Source organism: Collinsella aerofaciens (genome assembly GCF_040915425.1).
GTDB lineage: Bacteria > Actinomycetota > Coriobacteriia > Coriobacteriales > Coriobacteriaceae > Collinsella > Collinsella aerofaciens_BW.
In genome coordinates, this window is sequence record NZ_JBCPDN010000040.1 from 7,217 (window position 1) to 21,102 (window position 13,886).

A 13,886-nucleotide genomic window follows, 5' to 3' on the forward strand; every position below is an offset into this window, starting at 1 on the left:
CATATAAGACTCCCCTCCCGTCCACTGGGCGAGAGGGGAGCCTTTCTTTGTGTTGGGGCTGTCTGACCGGTCGTTTGTCTCGATCTGTAACGGGTGAGGCTGATTTCGGACGTTAGATGTTACAGATCGAGACGGTTCCGCTGAGCTAACCATTTCATCTAAATCTGTAACACCAAAGGTGAATTTCAGCTGCTAGATGTTACAGATCGAGATAAACCCAAGGGGAGGGGCTGGTATGTCTCAATCTGTAACAGTTGGGACCGTTTTGGTTGAGTAGTTGTTGCAGATCGAGATTGTTTGGTCGAGTCGGGTCACAGGGTAACGTGCGGGCACAAAAAACGGAGCCGTGTTGCCACGACTCCGTTTCTCAAGAGGATGGGTAAGGGAAGCGAAATTAGTTCAGGTGCCAGATCTCGTCGTTGTACTGGGAGATGGTGCGGTCGGACGAGAAGGTGCCGGCGTTGGCGATATTGATGAGCGCCTTGCGCATCCAGGCGTCCTGGTCCTCGTAGTCGGCCAGTACGCGCTCCTTGGTCTGGATGTACTCCTCGATGTCGAGCAGGGCCATAAACCAGTCCTTGCCCTTAATGTCGTCGTGCAGGCGCTGCAGGCGCTCGGCGTTGCCGGTCGCCATAAAGGCGGGATTGGTGATAAAGTCCACCAGCAGCTTGATACCGGGTTTGCGGTAGAGCACGCCGGCGTCATAGGTGCCGTCGGCATAGAGCTGCTCGACCTGTTTGGACGAGGCGCCAAAGGTATAGATGTTCTCGTCGCCCACGAGCTCGGCAATCTCCACGTTGGCGCCGTCGAGCGTGCACAGGGTTAGGGCGCCGTTGAGCATGAACTTCATGTTGGATGTGCCGCTCGCCTCTTTGGAGGCCAGGCTAATCTGCTCGGAGATGTCAGCGGCGGGGATCACGCGCTCGGCGGCGGTGACGTTGTAGTTCTCGATCATGACAACCTGCAGGTAGGGAGCCACATCGGGGTCGTTTGCAATCCACTGCGATAGCGTCAGAATCAGATGGATGATGTCCTGCGCGATAGTGTAGGCAGGCGCCGCCTTGCCGCCAAAGATGATGGTGACGGGGTGCTTAGGTCTGTTGCCGTTCTTGATATCGAGGTACTTCCAGATGATGTAGAGCGCGAGCATCTGCTGGCGCTTGTACTCGTGGATGCGCTTGACCTGGACATCGATGATGGCGTTGGAGGGAATGGTCACGCCCTGCTCGAGCGCCATGAACTGGCGCATGATGGCCTTGGCCTCGACCTTGGTGGCGGCCAGGCGCTCAAGAACGTCCTTGTCGTCGGCGAACTTGGCGAGTTTGCTCAGATCGCCGGTGCTGCGCCAGTCGGTGCCGATCACATCGTCGAGCAGGCTGGCGAGCGCGGGGTTGGCCCCATGGATCCAGCGGCGGAAGGTGATGCCGTTGGTCTTGTTGGAGAACTTCTTGGGATAGATCTCGTAGAACGGATGAAGCTCGGTGTCCTCCAGGATCTTGGTGTGGAGGGCGGCTACGCCGTTGATGGAGAAGCCAAAGTGGATGTCCATGTGGGCCATGTGGACGGTATCGTGTTCGTCGATGATGGCGACGCGCGGGTCATCGTGCTCGGCTTTCGCGATCTCATCGAGCTTGACGATAATGTCGGCGATGGCAGGGGAGACCTTCTGCAGGCTGGCGAGCGGCCACTTCTCGAGCGCCTCGGCAAGAATCGTGTGGTTAGTGTAGGCGACCATGGAGCGCACGATGGTAACGGCCTCGTCAAACTCGATGCCATGCTCGGTGGTGAGCAGGCGGATGAGCTCGGGGATGACCATGGTGGGGTGCGTGTCGTTAATTTGGACCACGGCGTAGTCGGCCAGATCGTGCAGGTTGCTGCCGCGCTCGACGGCCTCGTCGATCAGGAGCTGGGCGGCGTTGCTCACCATGAAGTACTCCTGATAGATGCGAAGTAGGCGGCCCTGCTCGTCGGAATCGTCGGGGTAGAGGAACAAGGTGAGGTTCTTGGCGATCTCGGTCTTGTCGAAGTCGATGGAACTGCCGGGGACCAGGCTGTCGTCGACGCTCGCCAGGTCGAACAGGCGCAGGCGATTCTTGGTGGGCTGGCCGTAACCGGGCACATCGATGTTGACGAGCTTGGAGGTAACGGCAAAATCGCCGAACTCGACGGTGTAGGAGCGGTCATCGTCGACTAGGATGTCCTGCTCACCGAGCCACTCGTCGGGGACGGCCTTCTGCTGGTTGTCGACAAAGCGCTGACGGAACAGACCGTAGTGATAGTTGAGGCCCACGCCATCGCCGGTCAAGCCCAGCGTGGCGATGGAATCCAGGAAGCATGCGGCCAAGCGGCCCAGGCCGCCGTTGCCGAGTGACGGCTCGACCTCGAATTCCTCGATCTTGTTGAGGTCGTGGCCTGCGGCGGTGAGCTGGTCCTTAACCTCGTCGTAGATGCCAAGGTCGATCATGTTGTTGATGAGCAGCTTGCCGATCAAAAATTCGGCGGAAATGTAATAGAGCTTTTTCTTGCCGTTGTTGAGCGGGCAGGCGGCGGAGCGCTCCTGCACGAGTTTGACCAGCAGCTTGTAAATGCGACGGTCGTCGAGCTGCTCGAGCGAGGTGCCAAAAGACTGCTCGGCGAGTTCCATGAGGTTAATTTGGGGCATGTTTTCTCCTGTGATGGGTTGTTTCATGTCTGCAATTCATAAGAAGCCCGCGCGAGGGGATTGGGGTGGCCTCGCGCGGGAAAAGCAAGCGCGTCCGCACGGTGGGGAGGGGTTGGGCGCGGTAGCTCCTATTGAGGAAGCTCGATTTCGGCTTCCGACGGGATGCGGAAGTAGGTCTCGGTCCAGTCGGTGAGTTTGTGCTCGAGCTCGCGGGTGATGGCGCCGTCGAGCATGCGCCAGGTCCAGTTGCCGCCCAGTGTGGCAGGGGTGTTGATGCGCGCCTCGTTGCCCAAGTTGAGCAGGTCCTGCATGGTGTAGATGCAGGTGTCGCTCACGCTGGCGGCGATGGTGCGGTTGAGTGCATCTGCCATGGGTTCGCCGGCCTGCTGATGGGTGTACAGGGCTGCCTGCTCGCGCTGACGCGGGGTGGCCGTTCCCTCAAACCAACCGCGCGCCGTCTCGTTGTCGTGGGTGCCCACATAGGCGACGGTGTTGGCGATGTAGTTATGCGGCAGGTAGTACGAGTTGGTGCCCTCAAAGGCAAACTGCAGGATCTTCATGCCGGGGAAGCCCGAGTTGTCGCGCATGTCGATGACGCCGGGGGTGAGGAAGCCCAGGTCCTCGGCGATGATGGGCAGCGTGCCGAGCTTTTCCTCGAGCGCCTTGAAGAACTTGAGGCCGGGACCCTGCGTCCACGAACCGTAGGACGAATCGGGCGAGGAGAACGGCACCTCCCAATAGGCCTCGAAGCCGCGGAAGTGATCCAGGCGGATGACGTCGTACATGTCGAGGGCGGCGCGAATGCGGCCCTCCCACCAGGAGAAGTCGTCGGACTCCATAGCGTCCCAGTCGTAGATGGGGTTGCCCCAGTACTGGCCGGTGGCCGAGAACTGGTCGGGCGGCGTGCCGGCGACGCTCACGGGATTGCCGGCGGCGTCGATCTTAAAGAGCTCAGGCGTCGCCCACATCTCGACGGAGTCACGCGAGACATAGATGGGCAGGTCGCCGATGATGAGAATGTCGCGCTCGTTGGCATAGGCCTTGAGGCGGCTCCACTGGCGATCGAAGAAGTACTGCGTCATCTGGTGGTAGAGCATACGCGCCGGATGGTCGGCGCAGACCTTGGCGGAAGCCTCGCCGCGGGTACGGAGCTCCGCGGGCCACTCCCAAAACGCCTTGAGACCGCACTCCTCTTTGACGGTCATAAACTCACAGTAGGGGATGAGCCAGTCCTCGTTGGCCTGGATAAAGTCATCGAAATCGGCCGGCTTGTCGGCAGCAAAGCGCTCAGCGGCTCGGTCGAGAATCTGACGGCGGCCGCCAAAGATAGCACCGTAGTCGACATTGCTGGGGTCGGATCCCAGATACACGCCATCGATATCGCGCTGCTCCAGATACCCTGCCTCGATAAGCTCGGCAAAGTCGATAAAGTTGGGGTTGCCTGCGCGGGCCGAGAACGACTGATAGGGCGAATCGCCATAGCTGGTCGTCGTAAGGGGCAGAATCTGCCAGTAATGTTGTTTGCACGAGACGAGAAAATCGACGAAGTCGTAGGCATTCCAACCAAAGCCGCCGATTCCGTATGGTCCGGGCAGAGATGAGACGGGCATGAGGACGCCGCTTGCACGCTCCATGAATGCGCTCACCAACCTTCTTGTTGTGGGGTCGGCCTGCCGATGGGTGTGCAGTCCGCCTCCGATGTTCTGATTCGATACGCCTATTGTAAAACATGTTGTTTAAACATGTACAGGCAAGATAAAAAAGTTGGTCGATTTTCGGCGAATGGTTACATGCCATGAAAAAGCCCCGACCTCACAACGTGAGATCGGGGCAAGAGCGGTATGTAGGTTTTTGCTACTCGGCGTCGGCGAAGCCGTTGGGGTTGTGGCTCTGCCAGTTCCAGCTATCGCGGCACATGTCCGCGATGTCGTATTGGGCCTTCCAGCCCATCATGCGCTCGGCCTTGGAGGCATCGCACCAGTTGGCAGCGATGTCGCCGGCGCGGCGCTCGCGGATCACGTAGGGCAGCTCCTTGCCACAAGCCTTGGAGAAGGCGGCGACGACCTCGAGTACCGAGGTGCCGGTGCCGGTGCCCAAGTTAAAGATCTCGACGCCGGTCTTGCCGTTCATCCAGTTAAGGGCGGCAACGTGACCAGAGGCCAGATCGCACACGTGGATGTAGTCGCGCACGCCGGTGCCGTCGGGGGTGGGGTAGTCGTTGCCAAAGACCTGAACGGCCTCGAGCTTGCCCACGGCGACCTGGGCGACATAGGGCACCAAGTTGTTGGGGATGCCCTTGGGGTCCTCGCCGATCAGGCCCGATGGATGAGCGCCAATGGGGTTGAAGTAACGGAGCAGCACGACGTCCCACTCGGGGTCGGCGGTGTGGACGTCCATAAGGATCTGCTCGATCATCCACTTGGTCCAACCATAGGGGTTGGTCGCGGGCTTCTTAGGATCCTCCTCGGTGACGGGCGGGTTGTCCGGGTCGCCGTAGACGGTCGAGGAGCTCGAGAAGATGATGGACTTGCAGCCATGGTTGCGCATGACGTCGATGAGCACCAGGGTGTTCTCGATGTTGTTGTGATAGTACTCGACGGGCTTGCTCACCGACTCGCCGACGGCCTTAAAGCCGGCAAAGTGGATGACACGGTCGATCTGATGGGTATCGAAGATCTTGTTCATCGCATCGCGGTCGAGCACGTTGGCCTCGTAGAAGGTGAGGTTCTTGGCGGCCTCGTCGCCCACGATGGTCTTGACGCGGTCGACGGCGACGGCGCTGGAGTTGGAGAGATCATCGACGATGACGACCTGGTAGCCACCCTCGAGCAGCTGAACGACGGTGTGCGAGCCGATAAAGCCGGCGCCACCGGTAACGAGGACACAGGTGTCTTTGGGGTCGAGTGCTTTGGACATGTAGTCTCCTATCGAATCAGGAACACTTCTAGAGGGGAGTATAGCGCAGGCGGGGACGCCCAAATCGTGCGCAGTAGAAAAGCAGAGGATTATGTTAACGTACTCATAAAAGAGCTTGCGTACGCATAACCTGATCTTTGGCATTTGCTTACGAGCCGCCGACCTTGCAGTTTCCTGCCGTTCGTGGAAATCGTTGGGACGCGCCATATGTACGCTAATATGTATGAGTTGAGCGACATATAAATAAGCATGTAACGGAGTACATATGTCACCAAACAGCGATTCCATCCTTTCCCAGGAGCTCTCGCGCCGCACTGCCCTCAAGGCCCTGTTCGGCGCCGCTTCTGCGGCAGTTCTTTTTGGCCTGCCCGCTCGCGCCCATGCGGCGGAGGCTTCCAAAGAAACAACCGATAAACTGAATGCCGCCCAGGCCCAGCTCGACGAGGTTCAGGCCCAGCTCGACAGCATCGCAAATGAGTATGCGGCGCTGGCCAACAAGAATGCCCAGACCCTCAACGACATCGAGAATGTCCAGGGCAAGATTGACGACACGCAGGCCCAGATCGATGAAAAGAAGGCCGAGCTCAAGAAGAAGCGCAACGACCTTTCCGATCGCGTGGCCGCCAGCTACAAGTCCGGCGGCACGAACATCCTGTCGCTGCTGCTGGCCTCTGGCTCGTTTGAGGAACTCGTCGCCAACGCGCATTACGTTGAGAAGATCAACAAGAGCGACCGCGATGCCATTGAGGATATCCAGACGATTCAGGCTGAGCTCGACGCACAGAAGACCGAGCTCGAAGCACAAAAGGCCGACCTGGAAAAACTCAAGGACCAGCAGACGGCTCAGATGCAGGATATGCAGGCCAAGCAGCAAGAAGTCCAGACCGTGCTGAACGGTCTTTCCGACGACGTCAAGGAGCTCATGGCTCAGCGCGATTCCGAGATCCTCGCTGCCGCCCAGGCCGAGGAGGCTGCTAGGAAGGCTGCCGCTGCCGCGGCTGCCGCGAACAAGAGCAATTCCTACTCGGGTGGCTCAAGCTCGGGTGGCGGATCGTATACGCCCGGAACCCCGCAACAGAATGCCGGCTCGGGCAAACAGCAGGCCGTCGTCAACGCGTGCTACTCCACGCCTTCGCCGGGTCAGAACTGGTGCGCGGCGTGGGTCACCAATGTCTTCCGTAACGCCGGCGTTGGCTACTTTGGAGGCAATGCGTGCGACATGTTTAACGCCTGGTGCTATAGCTCCGACCGCTCGGCGCTGCAGGTGGGCATGATCGTGGCCGATTCCTCGCACAGCGGCACGGGTGCTCCGGGCCTTATCTACGGTCATGTGGGTATCTACGTTGGCGGCGGCATCGTTATGAGCAACGAGGGTGCCATTACATCGAAGTCGCTCGATTCGTTCATTAGCTTTTATGGTACTGGCTCTGGCGTGCGCTGGGGCTGGCTTGGCGGTATTGCGCTGTCGTAACGGTGCTTTGAAGTAAGTTGGTCCGTGGCTGCCCGAAAGGCATTAGGTTGCCTGCTCGGACAGTCCTGCTCGCACGGGGAGCACATTAAGTGCTCTCCGGCTCGTGCGGAACTCGCGATCAACCTAATGCCTTTCGGGCAGCCACGGACCTCTCGGGTCCAATACGTCACACGCCGGACTGGGTTATCTGAATAAATATAGCGAAGGCCCCTTTCGGGGCCTTCTTTTTTATTCAAGACTTTAGTCCGCTGGCCGCGCAGCGGCCAGCTTTAAACCACCCGCTACGCGGGTGGAGACAAACGGCTTTACAAAGCCACCCCTCCGACCGATATTGACGATTGTTCAGGCCGTCAAGAATTCGAGTCGAAGGGGTGGTCGCCATGGCCCAGAAGGCCTACAGCCTTTCCCACACGAAGTGGATGTGCAAGTACCACATCGTGTTCACGCCGAAGTATAGGCGCAAAGTGATCTACAACCAAATCAGGAGCGACATAGGGGAGATCCTCAGGAAGCTGTGCGAGTACAAGGGGATCGAGATAATCGAGGGGCACCTGATGCCCGACCACGTGCACGTGCTGCTGGCGATCCCGCCGAAGTACAGCGTCGCGAGCGTCATGGGCTACCTGAAGGGGAAGAGCTCGCTGATGATATTCGACAGGCACGCCAACCTCAAGTACAAGTTCGGCAACAGGAAGTTCTGGGCGGAGGGCTACTACGTGTCCACCGTCGGCCTGAACGAGGCGACGATCGCCAAGTACATCAGGGAGCAGGAGTCCCACGACATCGCGCTGGACAAGCTGAGCGTGAAGGAGTACGAGGACCCCTTCAAGAGGGGGTGATGCTGCCGGTTCGACCGGCGCGCCACGGGTCAAGATGCACTAGGCCTGGACGAAGTCCGGGCCCGCGCCTTTAGACGCGAGCCCGGGGCCCGTGGGTTATACCCTAAGAGCAAACCACCCTTTTTAAGGGTGGTTCTGATTAGAGGAATTCGCCTACTCGGTGGACTTCGGGTTCTAGGTCTACGTTGAATTGGTCTTTGACGGTTGCCTGGATGTGGCGGATGAGTTCGTCGACATCGGCGGCGGTGGCGTGGTCGGCGTTGACGATGAAGCCGCAGTGCTTCTCGCTCACCTGCGCGCCGCCAACGGCGTATCCTCGCAGGCCGGCATCCATGATGAGTTTGCCGGCAAAGTAACCCTCGGGGCGCTTGAAAGTGGAGCCGGCACTCGGCATGTCGAGCGGCTGCTTGTCCTCGCGGCGCTGGCGGTAGTCGTCCATGTCGGCCTTGATCATCGCGGCGTTGCCCGGGGCGAGATTGAAGGTGGCCGAAAGCACGATGAAGCCGTCGTCGGCGATGCGGCTCTTGCGATAGCCCAGGTTGAGCTCATCGACATCGAACTCGATGATATTGCCGCTGCCGCGGGTGCCGTCGTCGAGCTGGCGAGCGGGTTTGTAGACGCGCACGGACTTTAGCACATCGGCCATGCAGGCACCGTAGGCACCGGCGTTCATGTAGCAGGCGCCGCCGACCGATCCGGGGATGCCCGAGATGGGCTCCATGCCGGTGAGACCGGCCTCGGCTGCCGCAGCGGCGACATCGGAAAGCAAGGCGCCGGCTGCCGCCGTGACGTGCGTGCCGTCGACCGTAATGTCGGAGAGGCCCTCGCCCAGCGCTACGACGACGCCGCGGATACCCTTGTCGCCGACGAGCAGGTCGGAGCCGTTGCCCACGATGGTGAGTGGCAGATCGCAGCGATAGCAGGTATCGAGCGTGGCGACGAGGCCCTGCTCGGTGTCGGGCGTGACAAAGACATCGGCCGGGCCGCCGATCTTAAACGTGGTGTGCTCGCGCATGGGCTCGCTCATGAGCACGTTGTCCTCGCCGGCAACACCGGCGAGCGCGCAGAGCAGGTCCTCGTTAAAAAAGTCGTTCTCGTGCATACGAATATCCGCCTTATGGTGGTCGTTTTCATTAATCGAATGCAATATACCCCACTCGGATGGATTTGGTGCAAAGTAACCTGACCCCAATGCATCACATGGTGCAAAGGGGTCAGGTTACTTTGCACCAATCGCGGCGATAAAACAGCCGTCTACCGGATTGGTAAAGTGTTTATCATCAAGGTAGAGGGACGGTCGCTATACTTTCAAGAGATTGCGCGAATACTCGGAAGGAGCGAGATGGGCAACAAAGTTACTCTCAAGCAGATTGCCCAGGAGGTGGGGCTTTCCCCCTCGTCGGTCTCGCTTGTCCTTAACAACCGGCCTTGTCGCATCTCGGAAGAAAACCGCAAGCTCATCAAGGAGGTTGCGGCGCGCAACCACTATGTTCCTAACCAGATCGCGCGCAGCCTGGTCATGCGCGAGTCGCGCACACTGGGCCTTATCGTTCCCAATATCGAGAGCCGCTTTTTTGCCTCGCTCGCCGGCAGCCTGGAAAAGCGCTGCCGCGAGGACGGCTACGCGCTCTTTATTACCAGCTCGGGTGGAAGCGCCGAGGACGATCTGGAGCTCCTGCGCCAGCTGGTGACGCGCGGCGTCGATGGTGTGTTCTTGGTCGTGGGCGACGAGTTCTCGGACGACCGCGCTTTGCGCGAAGAAGTCAGCCATCTCCCCATTCCGGCCGTGATGGTCGACCGTGCCATTGAGGGACTCGAGTGCGACAAGGTGATGTTCGACCACGAGATGGGCGGCTACATGGCCACCCGCTATCTGATCGAGCAGGGCCACCGTCGCATTGCCTGCTTGGTTAATGCGCGCCGTTCCAATACGGGTCGTAAGCGTCTTGCCGGCTACGAGCGTGCGCTGCGCGAGGTGGGGCTGCCCATCGATGCGCGTTTGGAGTTTGAGAGCGAGTACTACATTCCGAGTGCCTACGAGGCCTCGGAGGCGGTGCTCGCAACTGACGCCACCGCCGTGTTCGCAAGCTCGGATAACATTGCCCTCGGTCTGCTCAAGCGCTTGCACGAGATGGGGAAGAGCATCCCAGGCGATATCTCGGTCGTAAGCTATGACAACTCGGCGGCCGACGTTCTCTTTGAGCCGGCGCTGACCGCGATCGAGCAGGATCCTGGTGTCCTTGCGAAGCATGCTTTTGGCTGCATGTCCAAGCGTCTTGCCGGTAGGGGCGGTAGACGTGCCGAAGAGGTCGTTCTGGAGCCGGCGCTTATCGTTAAGGACAGCGTGCTCGAGCTTACCGAATGTAGCTAAGCGTACTTGCTTGTTTGCATAGATTGCATGCGGAGTGTCCGCTATTTGCCGGCAGGCACCCCGGCCCTCGTCCGTGAACTCTTCCGCTGGGCGAGCCATAGACGCCGCGCACCGATAGGGTAAGGCGGCGGCTTGAAATTGGTGCTATATTCAGCTTGAGTTGTTTAATACTAGTACGGGAGGCTGATATGGGGCTGTTCAAGAAGAAAAACCCGCAGGATGCCTTTGATCCCGATGTGTTTACCATCACGGATACGATTTTGGACCCGCCGCGGTTTACGTTTTTGCCGGCTATCTACCAGGATGCCACGCATCGCAAGTGGGCCGTACATCAGCGCGGCGGCGAGCCGAAGATTTTTGACTATGCGGACGTGTTGCAGTGCGAAGTGGCCGAGGCGGGCGATCCGGAGGCCGAAGAAGCGGTCTCTAAACAGGAATTTGCCCAGCGTATCCTGGCAAATCCTGCCAAGGCGGCGAAAATAAACGCTGCCAAGCGTAATATGTGTCTTGGTATGGGCGTTGTTGTGGCGGTTCAGACGGGAAAAGACGAGGTTTCCAAATTAGAGATTCCCGTTATGACCGACGAAGTCAAACGCGATTCAAGTCTATATAAGTCGTATCGGAATGTCGCCGAGAAGATCAAGGCCGAATTTGATGCCATGGGAGGGCTGGCCTAATTTTGGCGGCATACGTTTCTGAATGAGGAGTCTGTGCAATGGCAGGCGAATCTTATGCAATTCCCCCCAAAGATCGTGCTGTTGAGGGAATTCTTTGGTATATCCAGCACCATCAGCTTGCCGGCGGCGATCGCCTGCCGGCCGAGCGCGTGCTGTGCGAAGAGATTGGCGTTTCGCGTACGGCGTTGCGTGCCGGTATCACGCGGCTCATCTCGTGTGGAACGCTTGAGAGCCGTCGCGGATCGGGCACGTATGTGTGTCCTCCCAAGCCGCTGAACATCTTTCAGGAAACATATAACTTCTCCGATGCTGTGCGGACTGCCGGCCTGCACCCCTCTTCTCGTCTGGTTTCCACCGGGACCATCGAGGCGGATAAGACGCTTGCCGACAAGCTTGGGGTGGCTGTAGGCGCCCCTTTGCTCCGCATGCAGCGCGTTCGACTTATTGAGGGCGAGCCGGCGTCAATCGAGACGGCTCACGTTAACCTGTCCCTGTGCCCATCGCTTCCCGAGCACGATTTTGAGTGCGAGAGCCTTTACGATGTCTTGCTCAAAGAAGGTGGCGTGCGTGTTGAGCATGGACGTGAGCATATCTCCATCTCGCGTTTGAACGTCGAAGAGGCCGAGCTGCTCCAGCAAGAAGAGGGAACGCCGGTGTTCTATGAGAGCTCGATCGAATTTGATAAGGACATGCGTTTTGTGGAGCATTGCAAATCGGTGATTTTGCCCACAAAGTTCCGCTTTGCCGATAACGGCGAAGAGAACGGCATGAGGAGCGTGGCAGGTGAACAATGGCTGAAACAGTAGATGCCACCCCGGTTTATATGCGCATTCGACGCCGCATCGAGGAGCGTATCGAGCGCGGTATATATCCCACGGGTTCCATGATTCCGTCCGAAAAAGACCTCGCCGAGGAATTTGGTACGACACGCTTGACCATCCGAAGCGCTGTCGATGAGCTGGTTCGGCGCGGGCAGATTCGCCGTGTTCGGGGAAAAGGTGCCTTTGTGGCGCAGAAAGTACCTGCTTTTTTTGAACGCACGGTCGGTTTCCGTGAATCGGTCCGTGCTTCGGGCGGCGAGCCGTCCGTCCGTATTCTCGCGCGTTCCAAGCGTTATGCGGGGCCATATTACGCCGACCTGTTTGGCATCGCCGAGGACGACCTGCTCTATTCCGTTCGACGCCTGAACTGCATAAACGGTAGCCCCGTATCGATTGAGACGGCGCTGATTCCCTGCCTGCTGTTCCCAACCATCGAAGATATTGACGTGTCGGTCTTCAGTTTGTACGAGACCTATGAGATGCTGGGCCGAAAGCCAGTCATGGCACAGGAAAAGCTCGATATCGAAGCGCTGGGCGCACGAGATGCCGGCCTCCTTGGACTGGAACAGGGCGATCTTGTTTTGCTTTTGGAATGCGTGAGCTATGACGCGAGCGGTCAGGCTATCGAGTATGTAAAGTCCTTCAATCGTGGCGATACGGGCGGCTACACCTATACGTACTAGCTGGTATTCTGTGAATAACGGCTGGGAAACTAACCAGTTTTGATCGTTGGGTCAGCTGTATATACAACCTTACAGGGCTCAAAATCGACCGTTCGCCGATGGGGATAAATTAATCGACAAAGAGGTATCAAAAAGCCGTAACCTGTAACTGTGATTGGTATCAAATACTAATGATTTGTTACGAGGTGAGACGATGAAGATGCTCGATTACGTTCAGCTTGCCCATGTGCGTATGGGGGAGAACCTCGAGCGTTCGTCTGAGCTGGTAGCGCAGCTCGTTGATATTTTCCAGTCCGGTTCTTTTGACGCGCTGCGCATCGTTGCTTCGGGTTCGTCGCGCCATGCCGCCGATTGCGCCCGCGATTACCTGCAAGATGCCCTGCAAATGCAGGTGTCCGTTGTGACGCCCGAGGCCTTCGTCGATTTTGAACACACCTATCCGCAGCATGTGCTCAACATTGCCGTTTCGCAGAGTGGCTATTCGACCAATACGATTGCGGCGCTCGATTACATGCGCGCACACGATATGGCTGCAGTTGCGCTCACGGCAAACGTCGAGGCACCCATCAAGGAACACGCTGACATCGTTCTTGACTACGGTGTGGGCGTCGAGTCGGTGGACTTTGTGACTCTGGGCGTCGAGGTGCTCGTTGAGTACCTGGTGCTCTTTGGCATTTACGGCGGTCAGGCGCGCGGAACGATTGACGCCAAGGGCGTTGCCCAGCGTCTTGACGACCTGCGCGAGGCTATCCATGCCAATGCCGTGATGTGCAAGACCGCCGAGGCATATGTCCAAGACCACATGCTCGAGCTTTCTGAGCACACGCCCGCCATGGTCGTCGGCAACGGCCCCAACTATGGCGTTGCCGAAGAGGCGGCCCTCAAGCTGAGCGAGACCATCAAGATTCCTGCCATGCATCACGAAGGCGAGGAGTTCGTCCACGGTCCCGAGATGCAGATCGTTCCGGGCTATCTGGTGTTTATCGTCGACGATCCGCAGGGGTCGGAGCGTCTTGCGAATATCGCTGATGCGCTATCGAACGTTACGACAAAAACGGTGCTGCTCACGGCCCATCCCAAGGGTAGGGCTCACGAGGTTGCGGTGCCTCAGGTGGCTCCGCTGCTCAGCGCAATTCCCAATCTTGTGTTCTTCCAGACGATTGCGGCCATGATAGCCGAGCGTCTGAAGTCATGGGACGTGCACCCGTATCTTGATGCCGTCTCCAAGCAAATGGAGGTCAAGGCAGAGGGCTACGAAGAGTCAGTCAATGCGCTTAAGGCCAAAGCGGCCGAGTGTTACGGAATGTAAGCGGGTTTTGATGCCCGTTGGCATGGGGGATGTGGAAACAACCCCAGAAAGGAGAGACAAATGAAGGAAACCGAGAAGATCGAGATCATGCATTTCGACCAGGAGGGCTATCTCGAGGACGGCAAGGCGCTCTACGA

The 13,886-nt window shown here is 58.5% G+C and carries 11 protein-coding genes; 7 read left to right on the forward strand and 4 right to left on the reverse strand.

What is annotated here, in order from left to right:
• Positions 1-394: 394 nt before the first annotated feature.
• The 3 genes from glgP to galE all read right to left on the reverse strand — a co-directional run bounded on the left by glgP (position 395) and on the right by galE (position 5,578).
• Positions 395-2,662: a glycogen/starch/alpha-glucan family phosphorylase gene (gene glgP / locus AB5164_RS06600; protein ID WP_368147908.1), complete on the reverse strand. Its 2,268-nt coding sequence runs from the start codon at positions 2,660-2,662 to the stop codon at positions 395-397.
• 128 nt (positions 2,663-2,790) lie between these two features.
• Positions 2,791-4,308 (reverse strand): 4-alpha-glucanotransferase, encoded by a 1,518-nt coding sequence (gene malQ, locus AB5164_RS06605; RefSeq protein ID WP_368143124.1) that lies wholly within the window; start codon positions 4,306-4,308, stop codon positions 2,791-2,793.
• Positions 4,309-4,516: 208 nt separating this feature from the next.
• Positions 4,517-5,578: a UDP-glucose 4-epimerase GalE gene (galE, locus tag AB5164_RS06610; protein ID WP_006235870.1), complete on the reverse strand. Its 1,062-nt coding sequence runs from the start codon at positions 5,576-5,578 to the stop codon at positions 4,517-4,519.
• Positions 5,579-5,843: 265 nt separating this feature from the next.
• Here galE and AB5164_RS06615 point away from each other — a divergent pair, with 265 nt between their 5' ends.
• Positions 5,844-7,049 (forward strand): coiled-coil domain-containing protein, encoded by a 1,206-nt coding sequence (locus AB5164_RS06615; protein WP_368143125.1) that lies wholly within the window; start codon positions 5,844-5,846, stop codon positions 7,047-7,049.
• A gap of 380 nt (positions 7,050-7,429) precedes the next feature.
• Positions 7,430-7,888 carry an IS200/IS605 family transposase gene (tnpA, locus tag AB5164_RS06620; protein WP_055287554.1) on the forward strand — a complete coding sequence of 153 codons (459 nt, stop codon included), beginning with the start codon at positions 7,430-7,432 and terminating at the stop codon, positions 7,886-7,888.
• Positions 7,889-8,027: 139 nt separating this feature from the next.
• Here the strand turns inward: tnpA and murB are convergent, their stop codons facing one another.
• A complete protein-coding gene (gene murB, locus AB5164_RS06625) occupies positions 8,028-8,990 on the reverse strand; it encodes a UDP-N-acetylmuramate dehydrogenase (RefSeq protein WP_368147910.1) in 963 nt (320 codons plus the stop codon).
• A gap of 240 nt (positions 8,991-9,230) precedes the next feature.
• Here murB and AB5164_RS06630 point away from each other — a divergent pair, with 240 nt between their 5' ends.
• From AB5164_RS06630 to AB5164_RS06650, 5 genes are all read left to right on the forward strand, one after another.
• On the forward strand, positions 9,231-10,259 hold the full coding sequence (locus tag AB5164_RS06630) for a LacI family DNA-binding transcriptional regulator (RefSeq protein WP_368143271.1): 1,029 nt from the start codon (positions 9,231-9,233) through the stop codon (positions 10,257-10,259).
• Between the two features lie 188 nt (positions 10,260-10,447).
• A complete protein-coding gene (locus AB5164_RS06635; RefSeq protein WP_138113439.1) occupies positions 10,448-10,936 on the forward strand; it encodes a hypothetical protein in 489 nt (162 codons plus the stop codon).
• Between the two features lie 38 nt (positions 10,937-10,974).
• Positions 10,975-11,742: a GntR family transcriptional regulator gene (locus AB5164_RS06640; protein WP_368143272.1), complete on the forward strand. Its 768-nt coding sequence runs from the start codon at positions 10,975-10,977 to the stop codon at positions 11,740-11,742.
• Positions 11,727-12,440 (forward strand): GntR family transcriptional regulator, encoded by a 714-nt coding sequence (locus tag AB5164_RS06645; protein WP_250787564.1) that lies wholly within the window; start codon positions 11,727-11,729, stop codon positions 12,438-12,440. Before AB5164_RS06640 ends, AB5164_RS06645 begins: the two co-directional genes overlap by 16 nt.
• A gap of 193 nt (positions 12,441-12,633) precedes the next feature.
• Positions 12,634-13,749 carry an SIS domain-containing protein gene (locus tag AB5164_RS06650; RefSeq protein WP_196026284.1) on the forward strand — a complete coding sequence of 372 codons (1,116 nt, stop codon included), beginning with the start codon at positions 12,634-12,636 and terminating at the stop codon, positions 13,747-13,749.
• The last annotated feature ends 137 nt before the right edge of the window (positions 13,750-13,886 follow it).

Excerpts from the sequence above, each read along its gene's own strand:
- AB5164_RS06635 (WP_138113439.1), top strand. The coding sequence starts at position 10,448 with ATGGGGCTGTTCAAGAAGAAAAACCCGCAGGATGCCTTTGATCCCGAT.
- AB5164_RS06615 (WP_368143125.1), top strand. The coding sequence starts at position 5,844 with ATGTCACCAAACAGCGATTCCATCCTTTCCCAGGAGCTCTCGCGCCGC.
- AB5164_RS06650 (WP_196026284.1), top strand. The coding sequence starts at position 12,634 with ATGAAGATGCTCGATTACGTTCAGCTTGCCCATGTGCGTATGGGGGAG.
- galE (WP_006235870.1), bottom strand. The coding sequence starts at position 5,578 with ATGTCCAAAGCACTCGACCCCAAAGACACCTGTGTCCTCGTTACCGGT.
- murB (WP_368147910.1), bottom strand. The coding sequence starts at position 8,990 with ATGCACGAGAACGACTTTTTTAACGAGGACCTGCTCTGCGCGCTCGCC.
- glgP (WP_368147908.1), bottom strand. The coding sequence starts at position 2,662 with ATGCCCCAAATTAACCTCATGGAACTCGCCGAGCAGTCTTTTGGCACC.
- AB5164_RS06645 (WP_250787564.1), top strand. The coding sequence starts at position 11,727 with ATGGCTGAAACAGTAGATGCCACCCCGGTTTATATGCGCATTCGACGC.
- AB5164_RS06630 (WP_368143271.1), top strand. The coding sequence starts at position 9,231 with ATGGGCAACAAAGTTACTCTCAAGCAGATTGCCCAGGAGGTGGGGCTT.
- tnpA (WP_055287554.1), top strand. The coding sequence starts at position 7,430 with ATGGCCCAGAAGGCCTACAGCCTTTCCCACACGAAGTGGATGTGCAAG.
- AB5164_RS06640 (WP_368143272.1), top strand. The coding sequence starts at position 10,975 with ATGGCAGGCGAATCTTATGCAATTCCCCCCAAAGATCGTGCTGTTGAG.